This window comes from Bradyrhizobium sp. NC92, from assembly GCF_025200865.1.
Lineage (GTDB): Bacteria > Pseudomonadota > Alphaproteobacteria > Rhizobiales > Xanthobacteraceae > Bradyrhizobium.
The window spans coordinates 5,491,391-5,516,516 of sequence record NZ_CP104171.1; the positions used below are offsets into that span (position 1 = coordinate 5,491,391).

The 25,126-nt window shown below is 64.3% G+C and carries 24 protein-coding genes and 1 pseudogene; 15 read left to right on the forward strand and 10 right to left on the reverse strand.

Annotation, left to right across the window (positions count from 1 at the left end; all coding sequences use genetic code 11):
• The first annotated feature begins 7 nt into the window (after nucleotides 1-7).
• Nucleotides 8-661 (forward strand): response regulator transcription factor, encoded by a 654-nt coding sequence (locus tag N2602_RS25990; RefSeq protein WP_260379862.1) that lies wholly within the window; start codon nucleotides 8-10, stop codon nucleotides 659-661.
• A gap of 106 nt (nucleotides 662-767) precedes the next feature.
• Nucleotides 768-1,067, forward strand: coding sequence for a hypothetical protein (locus tag N2602_RS25995; protein WP_172782981.1), 300 nt, complete (start codon nucleotides 768-770; stop codon nucleotides 1,065-1,067).
• A 28-nt stretch (nucleotides 1,068-1,095) separates the two neighbouring features.
• Here N2602_RS25995 and N2602_RS26000 read toward each other — a convergent pair whose 3' ends face one another.
• Complete coding sequence (locus N2602_RS26000) at nucleotides 1,096-1,683, reverse strand: TetR family transcriptional regulator (protein WP_260379863.1); 588 nt, start codon at nucleotides 1,681-1,683, stop codon at nucleotides 1,096-1,098.
• A gap of 553 nt (nucleotides 1,684-2,236) precedes the next feature.
• Between N2602_RS26000 and purB the strand changes: the two genes are divergently transcribed.
• Together purB and N2602_RS26010 are read left to right on the forward strand one after the other, a co-directional pair.
• A complete protein-coding gene (gene purB, locus N2602_RS26005) occupies nucleotides 2,237-3,544 on the forward strand; it encodes an adenylosuccinate lyase (RefSeq protein WP_260379864.1) in 1,308 nt (435 codons plus the stop codon).
• Nucleotides 3,545-3,718: 174 nt separating this feature from the next.
• Nucleotides 3,719-4,891, forward strand: coding sequence for a M20 aminoacylase family protein (locus N2602_RS26010; RefSeq protein ID WP_260379865.1), 1,173 nt, complete (start codon nucleotides 3,719-3,721; stop codon nucleotides 4,889-4,891).
• Between the two features lie 124 nt (nucleotides 4,892-5,015).
• On the opposite strand, the gene N2602_RS26015 is transcribed toward N2602_RS26010, so the two are convergent.
• Together N2602_RS26015 and N2602_RS26020 are read right to left on the reverse strand one after the other, a co-directional pair.
• A complete protein-coding gene (locus N2602_RS26015) occupies nucleotides 5,016-6,848 on the reverse strand; it encodes a caspase family protein (RefSeq protein WP_260379866.1) in 1,833 nt (610 codons plus the stop codon).
• Between the two features lie 172 nt (nucleotides 6,849-7,020).
• Nucleotides 7,021-8,927 (reverse strand): annotated as a pseudogene (locus N2602_RS26020) (acyl-CoA synthetase).
• A gap of 229 nt (nucleotides 8,928-9,156) precedes the next feature.
• On the opposite strand from N2602_RS26020, the gene N2602_RS26025 reads away from it, so the two are divergent.
• Complete coding sequence (locus N2602_RS26025; RefSeq protein ID WP_260379867.1) at nucleotides 9,157-10,236, forward strand: SecDF P1 head subdomain-containing protein; 1,080 nt, start codon at nucleotides 9,157-9,159, stop codon at nucleotides 10,234-10,236.
• A gap of 240 nt (nucleotides 10,237-10,476) precedes the next feature.
• Nucleotides 10,477-11,283 carry a Crp/Fnr family transcriptional regulator gene (locus tag N2602_RS26030; protein ID WP_172782974.1) on the forward strand — a complete coding sequence of 269 codons (807 nt, stop codon included), beginning with the start codon at nucleotides 10,477-10,479 and terminating at the stop codon, nucleotides 11,281-11,283.
• Between the two features lie 10 nt (nucleotides 11,284-11,293).
• Here the strand turns inward: N2602_RS26030 and N2602_RS26035 are convergent, their stop codons facing one another.
• On the reverse strand, nucleotides 11,294-11,935 hold the full coding sequence (locus tag N2602_RS26035) for a glutathione S-transferase family protein (RefSeq protein WP_260379868.1): 642 nt from the start codon (nucleotides 11,933-11,935) through the stop codon (nucleotides 11,294-11,296).
• A 221-nt stretch (nucleotides 11,936-12,156) separates the two neighbouring features.
• Between N2602_RS26035 and murI the strand changes: the two genes are divergently transcribed.
• The 7 genes from murI (at nucleotide 12,157) to N2602_RS26070 (ending at nucleotide 17,276) form a co-directional block, all read left to right on the forward strand.
• Complete coding sequence (murI, locus tag N2602_RS26040; protein ID WP_260379869.1) at nucleotides 12,157-12,954, forward strand: glutamate racemase; 798 nt, start codon at nucleotides 12,157-12,159, stop codon at nucleotides 12,952-12,954.
• A 61-nt stretch (nucleotides 12,955-13,015) separates the two neighbouring features.
• Nucleotides 13,016-13,789, forward strand: coding sequence for an HpcH/HpaI aldolase/citrate lyase family protein (locus tag N2602_RS26045; RefSeq protein WP_025037278.1), 774 nt, complete (start codon nucleotides 13,016-13,018; stop codon nucleotides 13,787-13,789).
• 218 nt (nucleotides 13,790-14,007) lie between these two features.
• Nucleotides 14,008-14,775 carry an acyltransferase gene (locus tag N2602_RS26050; protein WP_260379870.1) on the forward strand — a complete coding sequence of 256 codons (768 nt, stop codon included), beginning with the start codon at nucleotides 14,008-14,010 and terminating at the stop codon, nucleotides 14,773-14,775.
• 221 nt (nucleotides 14,776-14,996) lie between these two features.
• Nucleotides 14,997-15,614: a 30S ribosomal protein S4 gene (gene rpsD, locus N2602_RS26055; RefSeq protein WP_100231254.1), complete on the forward strand. Its 618-nt coding sequence runs from the start codon at nucleotides 14,997-14,999 to the stop codon at nucleotides 15,612-15,614.
• 69 nt (nucleotides 15,615-15,683) lie between these two features.
• Nucleotides 15,684-15,899 (forward strand): hypothetical protein, encoded by a 216-nt coding sequence (locus N2602_RS26060; RefSeq protein WP_210268087.1) that lies wholly within the window; start codon nucleotides 15,684-15,686, stop codon nucleotides 15,897-15,899.
• Complete coding sequence (locus N2602_RS26065) at nucleotides 15,877-16,188, forward strand: type II toxin-antitoxin system RelE/ParE family toxin (protein ID WP_246571517.1); 312 nt, start codon at nucleotides 15,877-15,879, stop codon at nucleotides 16,186-16,188. The genes N2602_RS26060 and N2602_RS26065 overlap by 23 nt, the downstream gene beginning before the upstream one ends.
• A 20-nt stretch (nucleotides 16,189-16,208) precedes the next feature.
• The gene (locus tag N2602_RS26070) at nucleotides 16,209-17,276 is read left to right on the forward strand and encodes a low specificity L-threonine aldolase (protein WP_260379871.1); all 1,068 of its coding nucleotides are present in this window, start codon (nucleotides 16,209-16,211) and stop codon (nucleotides 17,274-17,276) included.
• A gap of 93 nt (nucleotides 17,277-17,369) precedes the next feature.
• Here the strand turns inward: N2602_RS26070 and N2602_RS26075 are convergent, their stop codons facing one another.
• Genes N2602_RS26075 through grxD form a run of 4 tightly spaced genes read right to left on the reverse strand, consistent with a single transcriptional unit; the run spans nucleotide 17,370 to nucleotide 20,844 of the window.
• The gene (locus N2602_RS26075) at nucleotides 17,370-18,629 is read right to left on the reverse strand and encodes a serine hydrolase (protein ID WP_260379872.1); all 1,260 of its coding nucleotides are present in this window, start codon (nucleotides 18,627-18,629) and stop codon (nucleotides 17,370-17,372) included.
• A gap of 1 nt (nucleotide 18,630) precedes the next feature.
• On the reverse strand, nucleotides 18,631-19,917 hold the full coding sequence (locus tag N2602_RS26080; protein ID WP_260379873.1) for a serine hydrolase: 1,287 nt from the start codon (nucleotides 19,915-19,917) through the stop codon (nucleotides 18,631-18,633).
• Nucleotides 19,918-19,959: 42 nt separating this feature from the next.
• Complete coding sequence (locus N2602_RS26085; RefSeq protein ID WP_260379874.1) at nucleotides 19,960-20,514, reverse strand: O-acetyl-ADP-ribose deacetylase; 555 nt, start codon at nucleotides 20,512-20,514, stop codon at nucleotides 19,960-19,962.
• A gap of 3 nt (nucleotides 20,515-20,517) precedes the next feature.
• Nucleotides 20,518-20,844: a Grx4 family monothiol glutaredoxin gene (gene grxD / locus N2602_RS26090; protein ID WP_018647423.1), complete on the reverse strand. Its 327-nt coding sequence runs from the start codon at nucleotides 20,842-20,844 to the stop codon at nucleotides 20,518-20,520.
• Between the two features lie 239 nt (nucleotides 20,845-21,083).
• Between grxD and egtB the strand changes: the two genes are divergently transcribed.
• Entirely contained in the window at nucleotides 21,084-22,382 is a 1,299-nt protein-coding gene (gene egtB, locus N2602_RS26095; RefSeq protein ID WP_260379875.1) for an ergothioneine biosynthesis protein EgtB, read from the forward strand.
• Nucleotides 22,383-22,431: 49 nt separating this feature from the next.
• The gene (gene egtD / locus N2602_RS26100) at nucleotides 22,432-23,403 is read left to right on the forward strand and encodes an L-histidine N(alpha)-methyltransferase (RefSeq protein ID WP_260379876.1); all 972 of its coding nucleotides are present in this window, start codon (nucleotides 22,432-22,434) and stop codon (nucleotides 23,401-23,403) included.
• 196 nt (nucleotides 23,404-23,599) lie between these two features.
• On the opposite strand, the gene N2602_RS26105 is transcribed toward egtD, so the two are convergent.
• Nucleotides 23,600-24,793, reverse strand: a complete 1,194-nt coding sequence (locus N2602_RS26105) for a low temperature requirement protein A (protein WP_260379877.1) — start codon at nucleotides 24,791-24,793, stop codon at nucleotides 23,600-23,602.
• A gap of 41 nt (nucleotides 24,794-24,834) precedes the next feature.
• Nucleotides 24,835-25,071 carry a BolA family protein gene (locus N2602_RS26110; RefSeq protein ID WP_011088461.1) on the reverse strand — a complete coding sequence of 79 codons (237 nt, stop codon included), beginning with the start codon at nucleotides 25,069-25,071 and terminating at the stop codon, nucleotides 24,835-24,837.
• Nucleotides 25,072-25,126 lie beyond the last annotated feature (55 nt).

A 25,126-nucleotide genomic window follows, 5' to 3' on the forward strand; every position in this document is an offset into this window, starting at 1 on the left:
GGCGGAAATGAGCGAGGTGGCGGCAACAGGCATCTCCGTGCTGCTGGTCGACGACCATCCGATCGTGCGGCAAGGGTACCGGCGCGTGCTGGAAAGCCAGGGCGATCTGCATGTCGTGGCCGAAGCCGACAACGCCGCGGACGCCTACAGCGCGTTCAAGGCGCATGACCCCGATGTCGTCGTATTGGATATCTCTATGCCCGGCGCGAGCGGGCTGGAGGCCATTCGCAACATCCGCGCGCGCAGCCCGCGTGCACGCATTCTCGTCTTCACCATGCACAACGAGGCCGTGCTGGTGAAATCAGCCTTCGGCGCCGGCGCATCCGGCTTCGTCACCAAGAGCAGCGAGCCGTCCGCAGTCGTCAACGCCATCCGCAGCGTCGCCCGCGGCGAGCGCGCCATGAGCGATGACATCGCACATGTGCTGGCAGAGGACAGCCTGTCGCCGAAAGGCTCGGTGCTGGACCAGCTGGGTGAGCGCGAGATCGAGATCCTGCGCCAGTTCGCCGGCGGCGCCACCACCGAGGAGATCGCGGCGCATCTCAATCTCAGCGTCAAGACCGTGCAGAACTATCACTACCTGATCAAGTCGAAGACCGGCGCGCGCACCGATGCGCAGCTGGTGCGGCTCGCCGCGACCTGCGGGCTGACGAGGATTTAGCAGCAAAGCTGCCGCACAGCCCTCGAGGGTGCTTCAATCTGCTGAACGAAATTGGAACGGTTCCGATCCAGCCCCGGTTAGTACGGCAGAGAAGGAGTAAAGGGTCATGAGTAAGGGTCACCCCAAGGCAATCGACCATCCCCCGATCATCACCGTAGGCGAGCTCATCGACGAACTTTGCCGCCTGCCGGACACGGCCATCGTCCACTTTCGCTGCCCGATGTTCGATCAGGAACTGACATTCTACCGGCTTCGAAGGCGGTCAAAGGACGCCGTCGAAATCGCAGTCAATGCCTATCCGGATAGTCCTCCGGTCGTGCCGTCGTCCGATCCTGCCTTCCACACGCGAAGACATTCGGCACCCTCGCTCCGCGACGGCGCCGCTCTCCAGAAGACGCGAGGTTGATTGAAAGACCAAGGCGTGAAAGGCGGCCTTAGGCCGCCTTCAACCCACGCAGCAGCAGCGCCAGTGTCGCATCGACGCGCGCGGAGAGATCGGCGTCCTTCCATTCCTCGGCATGAGCCGGATGGTGGAAGCGGACGGTCGCATCGAAGATCGCGCGCGCGGTCGCCTTGACGTCGTCCACGGCGAATTCGCCGTTCTTCACGCCGTCGCTCAGGATCCCCGCGATCTGGTCGATCATGGTGTCCTTGTGGCATTTGACGGCCGCGCAGGCCTCGCGGGCCAGGGTTAGATAAGTTTCGAACATCTCGGGATCGTCGAGCACGCGCGAACGCTTGGCCGCGAACAGCGTGCGCAACCAGCGCTCAAGCCTGTCAGGCGCGGGCCCCTGCTCCTTGGCGATCCCCAGCAGCGGGGCATCGATGCGGTCCAGCCAGCGCTTGGCAACGGCCTCGCGCAGCGAGGCCTTGCTGGGGAAATGGCGGTAGACACTGCCGTGGCTCACATCGAGCGCACGGGCAACGTCGACCACGGTGGCCTTGGCAAGTCCGTAGCGCCTGAGCACGTCCTCGGTGACTTCGAGGATCCGCTCCGGTGTCAAGACAACGGCTTCATTCATGCCAGCACCATGTTCCCGTTAGGGGCTCAGTTACCCGGCAGTAGGGCTGCTTCCGAAGCGCCCGTGCCGGTCGTTCGGAAAGCCTATGCCTTAATGAGGCAGTTTTGCAGCCTGCGCCGCGATCTGGCGCGCCACCAGCAAATTGAGCCAATGCCCAATCGCGCCGGTGAAATTGAGGATTTCGGTCGTCATTGTCCAAGTCTCCATTCGTCCGCGGTCCCGTTCTTCAATCCGCCCTCCGATCCGCTGTGGATGTCGGGCTCCCCGGGGCTGTCGCGGGACGCCCAATCGGAGCGTCCGGGAAGGGATATACACATCTCGCTGACAGATTTCAATATCTGTCAGTCAATGATCCGTGATTGACAGTTAATATCTGCGCCCAGGCGCCGCCATCCCGGCCGGCCGGTCCGGTGGAAAGGTCGGCGATCCCCCTCTCCTGAAGGCCCAGATCGTTTGTTTCGCCCTGCCCGCTCTGTTAAATCACGGCGTAAAAAGCATTTTGGCCGGCGCCGCCCTTTTCGGGACCGCCCGCCCACCTTCCTGGAGCCGCCCAATGATCCCCCGCTACACCCGCCCGGAAATGGCCTCGATCTGGGAGCCGCAGACCCGGTTCAAGATCTGGTTTGAGATCGAGGCGCATGCGGCGGACGCTCTCGCCGAGCTCGGGACCATCCCCAAGGAGGCCGCCAGGACGGTCTGGGCCAAGGCCAAGGACGCCGTCTTCGACGTCGCCCGCATCGACGAGATCGAGCGCCAGACCAAGCACGACGTCATCGCCTTCCTCACCCACCTCGCCGAGATCGTCGGCCCCGAGGCGCGCTTCGTCCACCAGGGCATGACCTCCTCGGACGTGCTCGACACCTGCCTCAACGTCCAGCTCACCCGCGCCGCCGACCTCTTGCTTGCCGACCTCGACAAGGTGCTGGCCGCACTGAAGAAGCGCGCCTTCGAGCACAAGATGACGCCGACCATCGGCCGCAGCCATGGCATCCATGCCGAGCCCGTGACCTTCGGCCTCAAGCTCGCTTATGCCTATGCCGAGTTCACGCGCGCCAAGGAGCGCCTGATCGCGGCACGCAAGGAAGTCGCGACCTGCGCCATCTCCGGCGCCGTCGGCACCTTCGCGCAGATCGACCCGCGCGTCGAAGAGCATGTCGCGAAAGCCATGGGCCTGGTGCCGGAGCCGATCTCGACGCAAGTGATCCCGCGCGACCGTCACGCCATGTATTTCTCGACCCTCGGCGTGATCGCCTCCTCGATCGAGCGCATCGCGGTGGAAATCCGCCACATGCAGCGCACCGAAGTGCTGGAGGCCGAAGAGTTCTTCTCGGAGGGACAAAAGGGCTCCTCCGCGATGCCGCACAAGCGCAACCCGGTGCTGTCGGAGAACCTCACCGGCCTGTCCCGCATGGTGCGCGCCTATGTGACGCCGGCGCTGGAGAACGTCGTGCTCTGGCACGAGCGCGACATTTCGCACTCCTCGGCCGAGCGCATGATGGGCCCCGACGCGACCGTGACGCTCGACTTCGCGCTGGTGCGCCTCGCCGGCCTGATCGACAAGCTGCTGGTCTATCCCGCCAACATGCAGAAGAACCTCGACCGCCTCGGCGGCCTCGTGCATTCGCAGCGCGTGCTGCTGGCGCTGACCCAGAAGGGCGCCAGCCGCGAGGACGCCTACAAGCTGGTGCAGCGCAACGCCATGCCGGTCTGGCGCGGCGAAGGCGACTTCCTCCAGCTGTTGAAGAAGGACAGTGAGGTGAAGAAATATCTCACCGACGCCGAGATCGAGGAGCAGTTCGACCTCGGCTATCACCTCAAGCACGTCGACACGATCTTCAAGCGCGTGTTCGGAGAAGCGTAGGATCGTATAGGGTGGGTTAGCCTTGCGGCCCGCGCGAAGGGCAGTCCGCTGGGCGTAACCTACCTCTTTCGCTCCCACGGAGACAAACAATGGTGGGTTACGCCGCGCAGATGCGCTATGCGCATCTGCAGGGCTAACCCACCCTACAAACGACGACAAAAAACGGATTCCCTCATGCCCATCGTCAACCGCGTCGCCGCCCTCTCCGACGAAATGGCCGCCTGGCGCCACGACTTCCACGAGAACCCCGAGCTGCTCTACGAAGTCCACCGCACCGCCGGCATCGTCGCCGATCGCTTGCGCGAATTCGGCTGCGACGAGGTGGTGACGGGCATCGGCCGCACCGGCGTGGTCGGCGTGATCCGTGGCCGCAAGTCGGCATCCGGCAAGACCATCGGCCTGCGCGCCGACATGGACGCACTGCCGATCATGGAGACGTCGGGCGTGCCTTATGCCTCAAAGGTCCCCGGCAAGATGCACGCCTGCGGCCATGACGGCCACACCGCGATGCTGCTGGGCGCGGCCAAATATCTCGCCGAGACTCGCAATTTCGATGGCACGGCCGTGATGATCTTCCAACCCGCCGAGGAAGGCGGCGGCGGCGGCAAGGCCATGGTCGAGGACGGGCTGATGACGCGCTGGAACATCCAGGAGGTCTACGGCATGCACAACATGCCGAACCTGCCCGAGGGCCATTTCGCCACCACGTCCGGGCCGATGCTCGCCTCCTCCGACAACATCCAGATCACCGTTCGCGGCAAGGGTGGCCACGCCGGCGCCGGTCCGCACAAATCGGTCGACAGCGTGCTGATCGGCTCGCAGATCGTGGGTGCGCTGCAATCGATCGTGGCGCGCAACGTCGATCCGCTCAAGTCCGCCGTCATCTCGATCACGCAATTCCACTCCGGCACCGCCTTCAACATCATCCCGGAGGTCGCCGAGCTTGCCGGCACCGTGCGCACGCTCGATCCTGAGGTGCGCGATCTCGTCGAACGCCGCATCGGCGAAGTCGCCGATAGCATCGCCCGCGCCTATGGCGGCTCCGCTGAAACGAAATACACGCGGATGTATCCGGTGACGATGAACCATGCCCGCGAGGCCGGCCTTGCCGCCGACGTCGCGCGCGACATCGTCGGCGCCGACCGCGTCAACGACAAGTTCGTTCCGATGATGGGCGCCGAGGACTTCTCCTTCATGCTGGAGGCGCGTCCCGGCGCGATGGTGCTGGTCGGCATGGGCGACGGCAACGAGTGCCACCACCCGGCCTACGTCTTCAACGACAACATTCTGGGCCACGGCGCCTCGTTCTGGGCGCGCCTGGTCGAAACGCGGATGCCAGTGGGGTAGGCTCACATTCTTGTTGTTACGGGGATGAACGCAGCGACATCTTAGGGTGACGTGAGATTATCGGCGCAGATGTCCCGTACTCGCCGCGATCATCCTGCTCGCTGCATACCACTCGTTCTGCACGCTAGTTGCATATCTCCGTAGTATACGTGGTCCCTCTGCTCGACTCTGTTCCAAGACGGCATCCCTTGCCCACCGGTCTACAGACACGGTTATTGCAGATAATCTGACCGGATGCTTGCGACTTTGGTGCTGCAGATTCCGCCTCTTTCCTGTCCTGATCGCGCTTCCTCGGTTCCTCGCGGGTCGCGACCGGCTTCTTCTCTTGCACCTTCTCGCATTCGTTGTCGTCGCCGACACGATAGCCGGCGCGGCAGGTGATCTTCACGCATTGATCGCCGTCGGCCTTGAAGCCGAAATTGCACACCAGCGGACAGACCCGTCCCGGCTTGGCTTTCAGCGCGTCGAGTGCATCAACGCTGGCGAGCTTCACGTCGAACTGCGTGCCGGCGTATTTGTTGAAGAGCGTCAGCGAGCGCTGCGCGGCCGAGCTCCACTCGCTCTCCGCAGACGAGGTCAGGCAGCCGACGCGGCGCAGTTCGCTCTGCACCGGTTTCGCGAGTTCGGCCGCCGATAAGGTCGTCTTCGGCCCCGGCGAGAGCGCAGCCACTTTCTGGTTCTCGACTTCGGGCATCTGCCGATCGGCGGCCGGCTTTGCGCCCTGCTCCGCTTTCTCGGCGGCCTGCTTCGCGGCCAGCTCGGCCTTGGCCTTCTCCGCCGCCTGTTTCTCTGCGAGCGCTTGCGCCGCCGCCGCCTCGGCGGTCTTGCGCTGCTTCTCGGCCGCTTCCGCCTTGGCCTGTTCGATCTGCTTTTGCTTCTCCGCAGCGATTCGCGCCTCTTCGGCGGCCTTGGCCGCAGCAGCCGCCTTCTCCTGCTCGGCTTTCTGGGCACGCTCGGCAATAAGCCTTGCCTTTTCCTGCTCGGCCGCCTTGGCCTTATGTTCGGCTGCCACGCGCGTCTCTTCGGCGCCGATCTTGTTCAACTGTCCCTTGGCGAGGTTGGCATAGAAGCCGTCCGGATACGCCGCCAAAAAGGCTTCCCAGGCATCGCGCGTCGCAAGCTGAAGCGCGAGCTCGTAGTCCCTGCGAACGGCGTCCTGCGGGTTTGCCTGCGGACCAATTGCCGCCGGCTTCACCACGAGCGGCACGTCGTCGCCGCCGAGCGAGCCGTAGACATAAGGCTCCTGCTTGTAGCCGGTGGTCTTGAGCACGTCGTCGCGCACGAAGCCGAACGCCTTGCGCAGATCGAGGCCCGGCTTCGGCAGGTGCTCGACCAGCGCGGTGGCGAACGGGCTGTTACGAGAATCGCCGTCGGATGCTGTCGAACCGGCCTTCGCGGCAAAGGCAATCATCGTATTCGGGCTGGTCGGCTCCACCTTGGCGAGGCCCCGTCCGATCGCCCGCGAGGCCAGCGTGCGCTTCATCGTCTTCGCAAACGGGTTATCGCGGCAGGCATCGAGGATGATCAAACGCAGCTGCTTGGCGGGCTCGACTGCGAACAATGCGCGCTCGACAGGGATGGTCTCGTCGAGAACGTCGCCATCCGTCTCCAGCGTCGCGTCGGTCGGAATGAGATAATTGTTGCCGTCGAGCTCGATGCCGTGGCCGGCATAATAGATCACCGCCATTTCCGCGTCGCGCGACCTGCCGGCGAACTCGCGCAACATGCGCCGCATTTCGCTCGCACTCAGATCCAGCCGGACGTCGACGGAATCGAAGCCCGCCTTCTTGAACATGCCGCCGACCAGGGTGGCATCGTTCACGGGATTGGTGAGCTTGGGCGCGCTCTTGTAGGCGGAATTGCCGATGACGAGCGCGACCCGCCGATCGGCATGTGCCGATCCGCACGCCAGCAAGGTCGCAAAAATCAATAAACCAAACAGCCGAAACGGAATCACTTGCGTCCCCCCGGATGCAATTCCCTGAGACTATCCGGAGCATCGATGAAAGCCAAATTTTCCTATGTGAGGTCGATCACATAAACTCCTCGATTGCGGCTTATGGCTAATGCAGTCGGGCCTCGCCCCACAGGTGCGGCGCAAGCTTGGTCGATCCGACGTGCCATCATACCTATGCCTGCACCACCTCGTGGCGAATCACGAAGGGTGCGAGCAGCGCGTGCACCTCGCTCTCCACCGCTTCGCGCTGGCCTGCCGGCAGGCCGTCAGCGTCACGGTCGCGATCGAGCCGTGGCTGCCGTGCGGACCGACCTTGACCTTGCAATCGATGCCGCGCTCGACCAGCGGCGCCAGCACCTTGGTGAAAACGCGCGCGGCCGCGTCCCAGCGCAGCTGCGGCTTGAACACCTTGCCGACGCCCGTCACCGGCATCGGGTCGATCGGGATGACCTGCACCGGAACTGCGGCGCGCTCCGGGGTGCGCTCGCGCACCCAGGCTTCCAGCTCGCCCGGCTCGACCTTTGCGCCGGGCTTCAGCTGCACGTAGCCCACCGGCAGTTCGCCCGCGTAAGCATCGGGCTGGCCGACCACGGCGGCGAAGCCGACGGCGGGATGACGGAACATGATCTCCTCGATCGGCGCCGGGTCGATGTTGTGGCCACCGCGGATCACGAGATCCTTGGCGCGGCCGGTGATCCAGAGATAGCCGTCGGCATCGAGCCGGCCGAGATCGCCGGAATTGACCCAGACCCCGTCGATGAAAGCGCCCTTGTTGTGCTCGTCGTTGAGATAGCCGCTGAACACGCCGGGGCCGGCCATGATGACGACCCCGATCTCGTCCGGCTTGCAGTCGCGGATCAGGCGGCCGTCGGCGTCGAGCTGCACGATGCGCACCCGCGCGTAAGGCATGGGAAGGCCGACCGAGCCGAGCCGGATCGGCCGGCCGGGATAAGCGAGCGTGTGCACGCTCGAGGTCTCGGTCATGCCGTAGACCTCGACAACCGGCAGCTTCAGCTTCTCCTGAATCGCCGAGCCGACGGCGACCGGAATGGCCGAGCCGCCCCCTGCCGCATATTTCAGGCTCGAGATGTCCGTGTTCCCCGGCGGCACCGCGAGCGTCGCGGCGAGCACGGTCGGCACGCTCGACAGCGCTTCGGGCTTGAAGCGCGCGACGAGCTGCCAGATGTTCTTCACCGCATTCGGGTTGCGCCAGCCGCTCGGCGACAGCACGACCAGCGAGCCCCCGCCCGACAGCATCGTAAGCACCTGTGTCAGCGATCCGCCGACGTGAAACAGCGGCATGCCGAACAGCAGGTTGGCGCCGGGCTTCCCCTGCAACAGCAAATTGAGCGCCCAGGCCTGATAGACCTGGTTGGCATGGGTATGCCGCACCAGCTTCGGCGTGCCGGTGGTGCCGCCGGTGTGGAAATAGGCGGCGATGTCGCTGCCGCGAATCTTGCGTCCGCTGACGAGCCGATCCGACGGCTGCTGCTTGATCAGGTCGCTGAAGGCGAAGATGCCATTGGCCGGATCGCCGCCGCCGAACACCTGCACGATGGCCTTCAGATGCTTCAGCTGCGGGCGGATCTGCTCGACCTTCTGCCAGATGTCGGTGCCCGGCATCGGCCCGAGCGCCACCAGGATCTTGGTGTTCGCAGCTTCCAGGATTTCGGCGATCTGGTGCGGCTCGAGCAGCGGATTGACGGGATTGGCGATGCCGGCGGCCTCGGCGCCAAACAGAGTGACGAACGCATCCGGCACCAACGGCAGCATGAAGCTGATGACGTCGCCCTTCGCGGCGCCGAGCGCGTGAAACATGTTGGCGGCCTGGGTGACGCGCACGACGAAATCGCGGTGCGTGACGACCAAAGGCGTGTCGGCGGGATCGGCATTTTGCAGGACCTGGATCGCCGCCCCGTCGGGATTGCGCTCCGCACCAAGCCTGATGGCGTCATAGGTGCTCTCGGCCGCGACGCGGTCGGCGTAGGGAACCTGCTCGAACGCCCGGACCTCCTCGTCCGTGAGCAGAGCCGGATAGTCGTTGCCGATCAACCGATCGAGCGCGTGGATGCCCGCCATGAAATTCCGTCCTCCCTCAGATGCTTGTCCCCGCCACGTATCTTTTGACGTTTTGGTTCGGCGAAGGGCTCGGCCTAATGCCCGGCCGACCCGGACCAGAATGATGGATGATTTCCATTTCGTCCATTGCCCAGCCGCAGTGGCGCTTGAACCTCTGCGCCTGATCCGGGGACCAAGAACTGGCACTGAATTCGCCCGCCAGCGCCCTGCCGCAAGACACGAGGTCACCATGACGATGCCCCTGCGGAACCGGATCACACGGCTGATCGCTGCGTTTGCGACGGTATCGGCGATCGCCCTGCCCGGCGTCGCGCTTGCCGACAGCCAGCTCGACAAGGTGCGCGTCAAGGTCGCGGCCTTCATCGCCGACAAGATGGAGAAGCTGGGCGGATCGCGCATCGTCTACAGGGTGGACGCCGACGCCTTGCGCGAGGCGGTCGTCACGGATTTGCGCGACGACGTCTACAAGATCCTGCGCGAGGGCCGCATCGCGTTCTCCGGACTTGCGATCCGCGACGGCGGCGTCGACGTGAGGATCGCGGACGCCAAAGGCCGCGAACAGCTCACGCGCAAGCTTGCCGCGGCAGCGGAGGGATTGCCCACGCACGCGCTCACCGTCACCGACGCCGGCGACGGGCTGCTCAGGCTCGCGCCGACCGATGCCGCATCCGCTGCGCGGCTGCGCGATCTCGTCGAAGATTCCATCGCCATGATCGAGCAGCGCCTCAAGGACGCCGACGTCAAGTTCGCCAGCGTCCAACCTGAGGGGACGGACCGCATCCGTATCTTCCTGCCGGGGATGATGGAGCCCGAGCAAATCACCGCAATCTTCGCCAGGAAGGTCAAGGTCGGCTTCCGCCTGATCGACCTCTCGATGTCCGCAGAGCAGGCGCAATCGGGCACGCCGCCGGCGGGCACGGAAGTCCTGCTCGGCTTCAAGGACCAGCGTCCTTATCTCGTCGCCAAGGACAGCGCGCTCGAGGGCGGCGATATCAGCTATGCCGGCCCGGGACTGACCGGCGAGAGCAAGGAGCCGATCGCCTCGTTCCGCTTCAACGGCCGCGGCACGCGGCGCTTTGCCCATATCACGGCAGAGAACGTCGGAAAGCCCTTTGCCATCGTGCTCGACGACAAGGTGATCTCCGCTCCCGTGATCCGCGAGCCCATCACCGGCGGCTCCGGCCAGATTTCCGGCAATTTCACCCTGGAGGAGGCCAACAGCGTCGCCATGCTGCTGCGCGCCGGCTCGCTGCCGGGGCGCCTTGGTCTCGTCGAGCAGCAGGTCGTGCAACCCGCCGCCAAGCCGTAAGCGAAGGTCGCCCTTCGCTGTCGCCCAAGCCCGTCCGCGACGCCGGATCCTCCGCGGCTGGCCCGAATCACGGCCTCCGCGGCCAGACGCGCAACCAACGGGCAATTGCCGAAACGCCCGATCAGGCTAAAATTTGCCTCTTGCGGCACGATGGCCGGAAGCGTCATTCAAGCGGCCGTCATTCGATTTCGGCTATACGGGTGCCGACCAGGACTGAATGCCTTACGTGGGGTTAGTACCATGCCGTCCGGCAGCGCAGACATTTCGTCGATCCTTGACCGCATCCTCGAGGCGGCCACGGACAACCTCAGGATCGCGAAAATCCTGGTCCAGATGGGCCTCGATCCCGACAACGTCACCTACGACGCGATCTTCAATCGGCTGCTGGAGATCTTTGTCCATAACATCACGTTCGCCAATTTGTTCGCAGCGGTCGGCGCCGGCTTCTTCGTCGCCACCCTCCTGATGCGGACGATGGTGCCCCTGCGCGTCGCCAACATGATCGGCTGCGCGTTCTTCGCCGCTTTCGGCGCACTCACTGCCAACGTCGCCACGTTCCTGCTCTATCTGCTGCTGCTGCCGATCAACGCCCTGCGCCTGCGGCAGATGCTCAAGCTGGTCAAGAAGGCGCGGCATGCGGCCGAAGGCGACATGTCGATCGAATGGCTCAAGCCGTTCATGACCGAACGCAGATATCGCCGCGGCGACATCCTCTTCAAGCTGCGAGATCCCGCGCAGGAGATGTTCCTCACCGTCACCGGCAAGTTCCTGGTCAAGGAGATCAACGTCGAGATCCTGCCCGGAGCGCTGATGGGCGAGCTCGGCTTCCTCACACCGGACAACCGGCGCACGGGAACGGTCGAATGCATCGAGGACGGCCAGGTGCTGACGATCACCTATGACCGGCTGCTGGAGATCTACTTCCAGGATCCGCAGTTCGGCTATTACTTCCTGGTGTTGACCAGCCAGCGCCTGTTGCAGAACATCGACCGCCTGCAGAAGCAGCTGGCATCCGAGCGCGGGACCACCACGAACAGGATCGCGTGAGCGCTGCCGCTCAACTCAAGAGCAGCGCCATGCCGGGATCGCCCTTCTCCATCGCGCGACGGTATGCCGGGCGGGCGCCGATACGGCCGAGATATTTGACCACATTCTGACAGCGCGCGAGATCATAGGGCTGGAAATAACGCATCGTGGTGAGCGAGAACACCGTCATGATGTCGGCCGTGGTGAAGGCGCTGCCCGCCAGATATTCGGACTCGCGAAGCCGTAGGTCGAGAAGATCGTAGGCGCGGTCGAGGCGCCCCTTCATGGCGAGCAGGGTCGGGTTGTCCCTGGCGAGATCGAGCCGGCTCAGGATCATCATCCGCCCCATGCCGGGCTGCAGGGTGCCGTTGGCGAAATGAAGCCAATACAGAAATTGCGCGAAGGCGGGATCATTGGGACCGAGCACGAGCCGGCCGTTGCCGTATTTTGCAACAATGTAGTCGACGACGGCGCCGGATTCCGCGAGCACCAGCTCGCCGTCGGTGATGACCGGCGCCGTGCCGGCCGGATGCAGCGCCTTGTACTCGGCCGGCGCCAGCATGGTCGCGGCATCGCGCGTGTAGCGCTTCATCTCATAAGGAATTTCGAGCTCCTCGCAGAGCCAGACAATGCGTTCGGATTGCGATTTACCGAGATGGTGGACTGTGAGCATGTTGCTTTCTCTGCGAGATCGCCGACCGGCGAAACGCCGTCTTGTTCCGCGGCTTTTGTGAGCTGTCAACCTGCGGGCGGACGCCCCCTTGCCGCTTCGGCCGACCCGATGGCGAATATCGCATAAGCCGGAAATTCGGCGTCCCGACCTGCGGTCCCGGCTCCACGCCGCAAAATCGCCCCAAAAACCGAATGGTAACCATGCCGGGCTAGGGTAGCGACGTGACCAATTCTCCGACGATCCTGGTGTTCGATTCCGGCCTTGGCGGGCTCACTGTGCTGCGTGAGGTCGTAGCCGCCCGCCCGGACGCGCATTTCGTCTATGTCGCCGACGACGCCTTCTTCCCCTATGGCCACCACAGCGAGGACGAGATCATCGCCCGCGTCGTGCCGCTGATGGGGGAGCTGATCGGCCGGCATGATCCGGACCTCGTCGTCATCGCCTGCAACACGGCGTCTACCCTGGTCCTGTCTCACCTGCGCGCCGCCTATTCCGTGCCCTTCGTCGGCACCGTGCCGGCGATCAAGCCGGCCTGCGCGCAGTCCAAGACCCGCCGCGTCTCGGTGCTCGGCACCAAGGGCACGGTGAAGCGCGAGTACACCAAGGCGCTGATCCGCGATTTCGCGCAAGGATGCGAGGTGACGCTGGTCGGCTCGCCCGCGCTCGCTTCGCTGGCCGAAGCCGAGCTCAGCGGGGCTCCGATCAGCGACGAAGCCATCCTCGCCGAGCTCGCTCCGTGCTTCGTCGGCGACCCCTCGGATGCAACATCGCGCACCGACACCGTGGTGCTCGCCTGCACGCATTATCCGCTGCTGCTCGACCGGATGAAGATGCTCGCGCCCTGGCCGGTCGACTGGATCGATCCGGCGCCCGCGATCGCCCGCCGCGTCTCCGACCTGCTCGGCCAGCGGATCGGCGGCATCGTGCAGTCCAGCGCCGAGATGATTTTTACATCGAACCGCGTGCATGGTCTTAGCGCCACGCTGACGGCGTTCTTCGGCGGACGCGCGCTGGCCTGAGCTTGCGCCCTAGCGGCGCGCTGCTAGGCTTTGCCGTCGCCATCGTCCCGCAGGTTTTTCCATGTCGGTCCCCGCAAAGCCGCTGAACCGCCTCCGTCAATTGTGGCGCGAGGGCCGCCCCGCCTTCGGCGCGATCGCGACCATCCCGAGCGTGCAGATGGTGCAGATCATGGCGCGCTCGCTGGACTGGATCATCGTCGATCTCGAACACGGCCCGATTGGATTGACCGAAGCACATGCGATGATCGCCGCGACCACGGGCACACCGTGCACACCCCTGGTGCGGATCGCCGCGAACGAGCCGTGGCTGGCGAAAGCGCCGATGGACATCGGTGCCTTCGGCATCAACTTCCCGATGATCACGAGCCGCGCGGATGCCGAGAAGGCAGTGCGCAGCGTGCGCTACCCGCCGCGCGGCGACCGGCTCTGGGGCCCCTTCCACGCGCCGTTCCGCTGGGGCCAGTCGATGCCTGATTACATGGCCTCTGCCGACGAGGAGATGATCTGCATGATCACGATCGAGCACGTCGATGCGGTCGATCGCATCGACGAGATCATGGCAACGCCCGGTATCGACGTCGCAGTGATCGGTCCCGGCGATCTCGCCACCTCCATCAACAAGCGCGGCCAGATGGACGATCCGCAATTGCTGGACCTGATCGCGCGCGCCGAGGCCGGCATCCTCAGGAGCGGCGTGCCGATCGGCGGGGTGGCGCGCAGCGCCGACCAGGCCAATGCGCTGATCGACCGCGGCTACCGCGCGATCGCGCTGGGCTTCGACTGGTCGCTGTTCCAGCGCGGCATCATGGCGGCATACGAGGGGGTCAGGCGCTGAACGAGCCGATTGACTCATTACCGCGGCGTCGCCAGGACCGCGCGCTCAAGATATAAACAATTGAAAATAGATGATTTTTTGGTCTAAGTGAGGTTCGTCTTTGGCGATGCATAGTGCGGCGAACCGACCGGCCCCAAGCGGATTGGTTCATGCTAGAGCGAGCGGGCGGGCTCCGCTCGCTGCACATATTTTGATCTTTGATTTGGAACCGGAGGCCTATGCGCGGGACGCCCAAAACCATTTCGCTGCGGCGCCGTCTGATCTGCGACCTCATGCACGCCTCGATGGGCGTACCTTTCGTTTCACTGGCCCGTTCGCTCAATATCCGCCCCCTGCTGGAGGCCCGCGCGGGCGCAACCGCGCCCGCCGGTTGGGCCGCGATGTTCGTCAAGGCTTTCGCCCTGGTTGCAAAGGACGAGCCGATCCTGCGCACGGTTTACACAAAATGGCCCTGGCCGGCCCTCTATGAGCTGCCGAAGAGCGTGGCGACGGTCGCGATCGCGCGTGTCGATGATGGCGAGGAATGTGTGCTGCCGCAGCGAATCGCCGCTCCTGAGGCTCTTTCGCTGGCAGCCATCGATGCGGAAATCCGCCGCGGCAAGACGGCCCCGATCGAGGACGTCCCGATGTTCCGCAAGATCATGCGGGCGACGCGCCTGCCGCTGCCATTGCGGCGCCTGTCCTGGGCCGTCGGTCTGAATTTGGGCCGTCAGCGCGGCAACTGGTTCGGCAGCTTCGGGGTGAGCTCGGTGGCTGCCTATGGCGGCGGCGAGCTGCACCCGATCACGCCGGGTCCCTTTGTCGTGAGCTATGGGCTGGTCCAGCCGGACCAGACCATCCACGTCGTGATCCGCTGGGACCACCGCGTCACCGATGCCGCCCCGATCGCGCGGGTCCTGACCCGGCTGGAACAGGCCCTGAACACTGAAATTGCTGCCGAATTGCGGGCGGCGGGGTCAAAGCCGGTCCGGGCGGTCAGGACATAAGAATACCGTTGTCGCACGCCCAGGACTGACCGGCTAAAGAATTGACAGCCAACCCCAAACTCCCCTAAAAGCCGCCTGCTCGCGGGCCGTTTCGGCCCGCGAAGCGTTTCGCGACCCGTGGTCCTCTCCCTTAAGCTTTGGGGATCGGACCTGTCGGTGCCGGGACCATCCCGTCACACAGGAGGGCGCGTTTCCTCAAACCATGACCTGAAGAGGACGCGATGACTAAGCGCAGTGAGGCGAAGTACAAGATCGATCGCCGTATGGGCCAGAACATCTGGGGCCGCCCGAAGAGCCCCGTGAACCGCCGCGAGTACGGCCCCGGCCAGCATGGCCAGCGCCGCAAGGGCAAGCTCTCCGACTTCGGCGTGCAGCTGCGCGCCAAGCAAAAGCTGAAGGGCTATTACGCCAACATCAGCGAGCGCCAGTTCCACGGCATCTATGTCGAGGCCAGCCGCCTCAAGGGTGACACCGGCGAGAACCTGATCGGCCTGCTGGAGCGCCGTCTCGACGCGGTCGTGTACCGCGCCAAGTTCGTCTCCACGATCTTCGCCGCACGCCAGTTCATCAACCACGGCCACGTCAAGGTGAACGGCCGCAAAGTCAACATCTCGAGCTATCAGCTCAAGGTCGGCGACGTGGTCGAGGTCAAGGAAGCCTCCAAGCAGCTCGCCCACGTGCTCGAAGCCAGCCAGCTTCCCGAGCGCGAGGTCCCGGATTATCTCGAAGTCGACCACGGCAAGATGACCGCGAAATACGCCCGCATCCCCGGCCTCTCGGACGTGCCGTTCCCGGTGCAGATGGAGCCGCATCTGGTCGTCGAATTCTATTCGCGCTGATAGCTTCGGCAGAACGACATTCAAAGGCCCCGGTTTCCGGGGCCTTTTTGTTGTGGTATCGTGCTGTCGATGTCCCAGACGACCGACCAGCTCGCCAACATCAGCCCGTCGGCAACGCCTTCCGAGGCGGAGCTTGAAGCATGGGCTAAGCTGCCCCGCGACGAGCAGGTCCGCCGTTATCAAGCGCTGTTCGCTCAGGCAGATTGCAACAAGTTCACCTTGGACACCCCTGACGACATCCTCGCCGCCGCGCGCGAACGCGTTGCTCAACGCCGCCATGGCTGAGTACCGGTTATCGGAGCGCACCCGGGCCGATTTGATCGACATCTACGACTTCACCGAGAGCCGTTTCGGCAAATATCAGGCAGAGGCCTACTACGCGGGCCTGATCCGTTCCTTCGGACTTCTGGCCGACTTCCCCCTGATCGGCCAACAAGTGGACGAGCTTGCGGCAGGCTATCGACGTTTCCGCTTCCAATCCCATCTGATTTTCTACACGGTGCAATCCGACCACGTCGAAATCCGTGCCATTCTTCACGGCGCGCAAGACATCAGACCGCAGCTGTTCGACTAGATAAAATGACGAGACAAGCCATGCTCTACACCCCTCCCGCCGTCGATCCCAAGGCGCCGCCGGTGCGCATCAATCTGCTGTCGGACACGCAGACCAAGCCGACGGCGGGGATGCGCGAGGCGATGGCGCGCGCGGAGGTCGGTGACGAGCAGGTCGGCGATGATCCGACCGTGAACGCGCTGTGCGAACGCGTGGCCGATCTGCTCGGCAAGGAGGCGGCGGTCTACATGCCCTCGGGCACGATGTGCAACGTCACCGCGACGCTGGTGCATTGCCGCCCCGGCGACGAGATCCTCGCCCATGAGACCGCGCATATCATCGCGCGCGAAGGCGGCGCGCATGCGGCGATCGGCGGCTTCCAGGTCACCCAGCTCAAGGGCCCCGATGGCCAGTTCACGCCGGAGACGTTTCGCAAGGCGCTGCATCCGCGCACGCGCTACCAGCCGCCGCAGACCGTCGTCAGCGTCGAGCAGACCGCCAATATCGGTGGCGGCACGATCTGGAAGAAGGCGGTGCTCGACGAGATCGTCGCGATCGCCAGGCAGCACGGCCTCGTCACCCATATGGACGGCGCACGCCTGCTCAACGCCACCGTTGCGAGCGGCATCTCCCCGCGCGACATGACCGCGGGCTGGGACTCGGCCTGGATCGACTTCTCCAAGGGCCTGGGCGCGCCGATCGGCGGCGTGCTCGCAGGCTCGCGCGCCTTCATCGACGCGGTGTGGCAGTGGAAGCAGCGCCTCGGCGGCTCGATGCGGCAGGCCGGCATCTGCGCCGCGGCCTGCATCTACGCCCTCGACCACCACGTCGAGCGCCTCGCCGACGACCACGCCAATGCGCGCGCGCTTGCCCGCGGGCTGTCGCAGATCTCCGGCATCGAGGTGCAGGAGCCCGAAACCAACCTCGTGTTCTTCAAGCCCGACGGCGCCGGCATTCCCGGCGACAAGATGGTCGCCGCGCTGCGCCAGCGCGGCGTCACGCTCGCGATGATGGACGGCCGCATCCGCGCCTGCACGCATCTGGACGTCAATGCGAGCCAGATCGAGGAGACGATCGGCTACGTGCGCGAGATCGTGCGCGGGGCGTAAGGCTCAGCCCAGTAGCCCGGATGGAGCGCAGCGAAATCCGGGATCTATTCACGCGGTGAGGACGTCCCGGGCTACGAAAAGGGGGGAGAAGTCTCACCGCCCCATCGCCTGATAGATCAGCGTCTTCAGCGCGAGCTGGATCCGGCCGCGCTGCGACGGCGTCTGCACCATGAAGATTCCGAACAGGTCGTCCTCAGGATCGATGAAGAAGAAGGTGCCGCCGACGCCGTCCCAGCGATATTCGCCAAGCGGCCACTTCGTGCCCGGCGGCACCGCGATACGCACGGCGAAGCCGAGGCCGTAGCCGCTGGTCTCACCCGGATAGTAGTTCTTGTCGCGTTCGACGCGGGTTTGGGGACCGATGTGATCCGACGTCATCAAGGCGATGGTTTCCGGCTTCAGGTAGCGTCGACCTTCAAGCGTGCCGCCGTTGAGCAGCATTTGTGAGAAGCGCGCATAGTCGCCGACCGTGCCGACGAGACCGCCGCCGCCCGACTCCCATCGCAGCGGCTTCCTGATATCGCGAACCTGCGTGATCGGGCTGATCGCCCGATCCTGCGGCATCGGCTCGGCGATACGCGGCCATTTGGCGGGATCGGCGACGTAAAATGCCGTGTCCTTCATCCCGAGTGGGTCGAGCAGCCGCTTCTTCGCGAACTCGAACAGCGATTCCCCCGAGATCACCTCGATGATGCGCCCGAGCACGTCGGTGGAGTGGCCGTAGTCCCAGATCGTGCCGGGCTGTTCGGCAAGCGGCATTGCAGTGATCTTCGCGACGAATTCGGCATTGGTCGAATTCCTGTCGAACAGTCCGGCGTCGGCATAGAGCTTGTTCACCAGGTCCCCGCCATAATAGCCGTAAGGGATCCCGGCGGTATGCCGCATCAAATCCTCGATCGTCACCGCCCGCTTGAGCGGCTCCAGCTCCAGCGAGACCTTGTCGTCCTCGGCCTTCTTCTCGACGCCGACCTTCATGCCGGCAAAGGCCGGAATGTATTTCGAGACGGGATCGCTGATCGCAAGCTTACCCTCCTCGACCAGCATCATCGCCAGGACTGAGGTGATCGGCTTGGACATCGAATAGAGGCGGAAGATCGTATCCGCGCTCATCGAAAGTTCGGTCGCAACGTCGCGGACGCCGAAATTCTCGTAATAGACCGGCTTGCCGTGTTGCTGGAGCAGCAGAATCGCGCCCGGAAATTTGCCGGTCGCGATCTCGTTCCTGATGTAGTCGGAGACTCTTGCCAGGCCTTCGGGCGTGAAGCTGTGTGCGCGGCCCTCTGAGCCCGCCCGTGCACCTACGGCGCCGAACAAAAAGACGAGCGCCGCGAACAGCGCGCGGCGCCCGTTCATGTCAGTTCTCCATGGCTTCATAGACCAGCTGCTTCAATGTTCGCTGCACGCGCTGGCGCTCGCTCGGGGTCTGCTCCAGCAGCACGAAGAACATGTCCTGCTTGGGGTCGATCACGAAATAGCAGCCGGAGGCCCCGTCCCACTTCAGTTCGCCGAGGTTGCCGGGCGGCGGCGGCTTGGCGTTGCCGGGATCGGTACGGACCGCAAGCCCGAGACCGAAGCCGAAACCGTCGCCGGGAAAGTAGAAATAGTCGCGCTCGACGCCGGAGCCCGGGCCGACCTGATCGGTCACCATCAGCTTGAACGTCTCAGGCTTGAGAATGGTCTTGCCATCGAGACTGCCGCCGTTGAGCAGCATCTGCGAAAAGCGCTTGTAATCCGCCATGGTCGTGACCATGCCACCGCTGGCAAACATGATCTTCTTGACGACCGTGGGATCATTGATGCGGCCGACGCGGAAATCGGAATCGTTCGGCACTGGCTGGGCCAGAATCTTCTGCTTCTCGGGGTCCGTGACCAAAAAGCCGGTATCGACCATGCCGAGAGGATCGAGCAGCTTCTCGCGCATGATGTCGATCAGCGGCTTGCCGGCAGCGACCTCCATCACACGCGCCAGCACGTCGGTGGAGTGGCCGTATTGCCAGAGCGCGCCCGGCTGGTTGTGCAACGGCAGCTTGGCGATGCGTTCGGCGAACTCGGCCAGATCGAAATCGCCGGCATAGATGTTGGCCTCGCGATAGGCCTTGCGGACCAGGCTGTCGCCGTAGAAGCCGTAGGTGATGCCGGAGGTGTGCGTCATCAGATCGTGCACGGTCATCGCCCGCTTCGGCGGCACCAGCTCGAGCGACTTGGTGCCGTCCTCCGCCTTCTTCTCGACGCCGACCTTCACGTTGGCAAAGGACGGAATGTATTTCGAGACGGGATCATCCAGCTTGATCTTGCCGTCCTCGACCAATTGCATCGCGACCACCGCCGTGATTGCCTTGGTCATCGAGAACAGGCGGAAGATGGTCTTGTCCGTGATCGGAGCCTTGCTGACCACGTCCTGCACGCCGAAGATTTCGTGATAGACCGGCTTGCCATGCTGCTGGATCAGCACGTTTGCACCGGCGATCTTGCCGGTCGCGACCTCGTTCTTGAAGAACTCGGTGATCCTGCCGAGCTTTTCCTGATTGAAGTGGGCGCCGGCTGGAATCTCGTAGGTGCCCTCGGCGCGCGCCAGCGACATCGCGGCAAGCGACAGCAGCGCGCCGCAGGCGAGCACACGCAACCCAGATCGTGAAATCATATCCCCTCCCCGGAACATGGCGCTCGGAGTGTACTGACCAGCTCAATCGGCACAAGGGCCGCCGTGTTGCGCAAGCGTCTCGGCATGGAGCTTGGCGCTCGGCTCGGAGAAGCAGCAGAACACGACGCGAGCGACGGTCGGCGCCAAAGCCAGCCCTTCGATCGTCGTGCGCACGGCGATATCGGCCGCCCGTTCGGCAGGAAAGCGATAAATGCCGGTCGAAATCGCGGGAAATGCCACCGAGATCAGCTCGTGCTTCGCGCAAAGCGCCATGGACCGCCGATAGCAGGCGGCGAGCAGATCGTCCTCGCCAAGCGTGCCGCCATTCCACACCGGACCGACGGTGTGGATCACATGCGCGGCCTTGAGCCGATAGCCCCTGGTGATCTTCGCGTCGCCCGTCTTGCAACCGTTGAGCATGCGGCATTCGGCGACGAGCTCGGGCCCGGCTGCCCGGTGGATCGCGCCGTCCACGCCGCCCCCACCAAGGAGCGACGTGTTCGCGGCGTTGACGATGGCGTCAACACTCAATGTGGTGATATCGGCGACGATGACTTCGAGCTCCGCGCCGCCAATCCGGCGCGTCAGCACGATCACGTGTCAGGCCGCGACGACGACGCCCTTCTCGGAGAAGAGCTGCTGCAATTCGCCGGCCTGGAACATCTCGCGGACGATGTCGCAGCCGCCGATGAACTCGCCCTTCACGTAGAGCTGCGGAATGGTCGGCCAGTTCGAATATTCCTTGATGCCGTTGCGGAGCTCGGCGGATTCGAGAACGTTGAGGCCCTTATAGCCGACACCGATATGGTCGAGGATCTGGACGACCTGGCCGGAGAAACCGCACTGCGGAAATTGCGGCGTCCCCTTCATGAACAGAACCACGTCGTTGGATTTCACTTCATTGTCGATGAATTCCGCGATGCTCATATCCGTGTCCTTCTGGGGCAGAGCCCTCACCAATTGCTTCGGGCCGGCTCCGCCGATTTAACCCGATACCTGCCTATATATGTAGCCCAAACCGTTGTGCATCCAAAGTAAAATGGCGGCGATGGGTCCTTGGGCGGCCGGGTTGAGCCCGCCGGGTCCATAGGCTGATGACATTAATATCATCGCCGCAGAGGACTTTCATACCGTAACGGAGCCCCTATCTAGGACGAACCTCGGTTTTGGAACCGGGCAACGCCAACAACGTTCTCTTGTCCTGTCTGGAGAAAAACGTGACGAAACAAGCCTCAGCCACGGTTGCGCCCCAGCTTTCGTCACCGTCCTCCCACCAGGACGACCTCGCCCAGCGCCTGGAAGCGGCGTTCCTCGGCGTTCGCAATGAGACCGAACGGCGGGCAGCGCCGCTGTCGCCCGAGGACCAGCAGATCCAGTCCATGCCCGATGCCAGCCCGACCAAATGGCACCGGGCCCATACCACCTGGTTCTGGGAGCAATTCCTGCTCGGCGAGCATGCTGCCGGCTACCGGCCCTTCCATCCCGATTTCGCGTTCCTGTTCAATTCCTATTACGTCAGCGCCGGGCCGCGGCATGCCCGCAATCATCGCGGCGACATCACGCGCCCCAGCGCCGACGAGGTCGGCGCCTATCGCAAATACGTCGATGCGGCCGTCAGCAAATTCTTCCGCGAGGCCGGAGCGGACAAGCTGCGCACAATCGCGCCGCTGGTGGAGGTCGGCCTCAACCACGAGCAGCAGCATCAGGAATTGATGTTCACCGACATCCTGCATGCCTTTGCGCAAAACCCGATCTACCCGGCCTATGATCCGGACTGGCGCTTCCCGGCCACCACGCGCGGCGGCGATGACTGGCTGACGCTGAACGAAGGCATCCACACCGTCGGCCATGTCGACGACGGCTTTCATTTCGACAACGAGAAGCCGGCGCACCGCGCCCTGGTCGGTCCGGTCAGGATCGCCCGCAATCTGGTCACCAATGCCGAGTGGCTCGCCTTCATGCAGGATGGCGGCTACCGGACCGCAACCCTGTGGCTGATGGACGGCTTTGCCGCGGCCGGCAAGGAAGATTGGCAGGCCCCCGGCTATTGGCGCGAGGTCGACGGCGCATGGCAGGTGATGACGCTGGCCGGCCTCAAGCCGGTCGATCCGGACGCGCCGGTCTGCCACGTCAGCTATTACGAGGCGGATGCGTTCGCGCGCTGGTCCGGCAAGCACCTGCCGACCGAGATGGAATGGGAAGTCGCGGCCCGCACCGGCCAGCTCAACGACGCCTTCGGCCCTGTCTGGCAATGGACCCGCAGCTCGTACGCGCCCTACCCCGGCTATCGCGCCGTCGAGGGCGCGCTCGGCGAGTACAACGGCAAGTTCATGGTCAACCAGTTGGTGCTGCGCGGCTCCTCGCTTGCAACTCCGGCGGACCACAGCCGTATCACCTATCGTAACTTCTTCTATCCGCACCACCGCTGGCAGTTCACCGGACTCCGGCTTGCCGATTACGACTGAAAAATTCCGACGACAGATGCGCGCCGGACAGCGCGTTCAGGAGAGTATCATGAATGTGCACGCCAGCGCTTTGGCCGAAGCCCATCTTCCCGACGAGCAGACCACCGCTTTCGCCCGCGAGGTCATCGAGGACCTCTCGCAGCAGCCGAAAAGGCTGTCGCCGAAATACTTCTATGACGCGACCGGATCGGAGCTGTTCGAGGCGATCACCAAGCTGCCGGAATATTATCCGACGCGCACTGAGCTATCGATCCTGAAGGAGCGCGGCAGCGAGATCGCAAGAATCATCCCGGAGCACGCCGCGCTGGTCGAGTTCGGCGCCGGCGCGACCACGAAGGTGCGCCTGCTGCTCAATCATTGCAGATTCGCGGCCTATGTCCCCGTCGACATCTCCGGCGACTTCCTGAAGGCACAGGCGAGCGGCCTGAAGCGGGATTTCCCGGCGCTCGGCATCTATCCGGTCGCAGCCGACTTCACCACGCCGTTCGAGCTGCCGACGGCCGTCGCCTCCCTACCGAAGGTCGGCTTCTTCCCCGGCTCGACCATCGGCAATTTCGAGCCGCAGGAAGCGCAGGCCTTCCTGAGAAGCGCGCGCAAGATCCTCGGCAAAGGCGCGCAGATGATCATCGGCGCCGATCTCGAGAAGGACGAGCGGATCCTCTTCGACGCCTATAACGATGCGTCCGGCGTCACCGCGCGCTTCAACCTCAATGTGCTGGTGCGCATCAACCGCGAGCTCGGCGGCAATTTCGATCTGTCCGCCTTCACCCATCGCGCAATCTACAATCGCGAGCGGCACCGCATCGAGATGCACCTGATCAGCAAGAAGAGCCAGACCGTGCGCCTGCTCGGCACCAGCTTCTCGTTCCGCCCGGGCGAGAGCATCCACACCGAGAACAGCTACAAATACAGCATCGAGCGCTTTGCCGCGCTGGCCCAGGGCGCGGGCTGGCGCGTCCGCGAGAGCTGGACGGATGCGGCGAAGATGTTCTCGGTGCACGCGCTGGAGGTCGCGGGGTAAGAGCTCCGACGCCGCTGTTTGAGATCTTCTTCCCTCCGCAGCACATCCTTCGAGACGCCCGCCTTGAGGCGGGCCCTCAGGATGAGGACCGAGTGTGCGGCGACAGTTTCAACGTGCACCGATGCTGATGAGCCTCATCCTGAGGAGACCGCGGAGCGGTCGTCTCGAAGGACGAGGCGCTTGCGCAGGTCCGCGTTCAACGCTCCTCGGCCTCCTCCACCTTCGACCCCAGCGACACCGACTCCCACACCGCCACCACGATCATGATCGCGCTCGTCGCCATTGACAGCCACAGCGGCGACAGTTCCGACGCGAACCACCACAGCACCAGCAGCAGGATGATGCCGATGCCGTGCGAAAGCTGGAGGAAGCCGCGGACCGAGTGCTTGAACAGGATGGTGCCGACCAGGAACACCAGCGGGCCGCCGATCGTGCTCAAAACCGTCCGGATGTCGGAATGGCCGGTCGGATGCTTCAGCACCAGCTCGTCCGACACCGCCGTCAGGATGATGCCGGCAACGATCGGCAGGTGCAGATAGGTGTAGGCGAGCCGCGCCAGACGGCCGGATTCGGTGGACTTCGAGATCCACTCGGACCCGGCTTCGGCGCCCTTGTGGAAATAGACCCACCACATCGCGATGGCACCGACCAGTGCCGAGACGAAGGCCAGGATGTTGGCCGCGGTCCATTCCAGCTCGGCGAAGGTCGCGCCGTTGACGACGACCGCCTCGCCGAGCGCAATGATGACGAAGAGGGAGCAGCGCTCGGCCATGTGGCCGCCCTCGACGGCCCAGGCCTCGACCGACGAGAAGCCGAGCCTGGGGACCCAGAAGCGGGCCGCGGGCGAGATGTATTCGATCGTCAGGGCGGCGATCCAGAACCACAGCCGCGCCTCGTCATGGGCGAGGCCGCCGAGGATCCAGAAGCTCGCGGAGACGGAGAGCCAGACCAGGATGCGGATCGCATTGTGCCGCACCAGGGTCCTGTGCGCCGGCGTTGCGAACAGCCAGAACGCGGTACGTCCGACCTGCATGGCCGCGTAGGCGATCGCAAACCAAAGGCCACGCCCCTCGAAGGCCGTCGGGATGGTGGTCGACAGCACGAGGCCGCCCAGCATCATCGCAAACAGCAGCAGCCGGACCGGCGTCAGCTCGGGATTGAGCCAGTTGGTGACCCAGGCGGTGAAGACCCAGACCCACCACACCGCGAGAAACAGCACCGCGACGTGCACCGCGCCGAGCGGCGTGAAATGGTGCAGCAGTGTGTGCGAGACCTGCGTGACGGCGAAGACGAAGACGAGGTCGAAGAACAGCTCGGCATTGGTGACGCGGCTGTGCTGGTTCGGCGTGATGACGCGAAACATCGCGCCGTGCGGATTGTCCGCAGCCATCATCGTCCCCCGTGGCGCTGGTCAGGTCAGGTGCAGCTTCGTCAGGTACCTGGTACGCCGGTTTGCAGCGCCAGCGCGTGCAGCACGCCGCCCATCTGGCCACGCAGGGACTGGTAGACGATCTGGTGCTGCTGGACGCGCGACTTGCCGCGGAAGGATTCCGAGATCACGGTCGCGGCATAGTGGTCGCCGTCGCCGGCGAGGTCACGGATGGTCACCTCGGCATCGGGGATCGCTGCCTTGATCATCGCCTCGATATCGTGGGCGTCCATGGGCATTCGGGTCTTGCTCCTTATTTGGCTGCACAGCAGCCTCATCATCGATTCGCTGCCG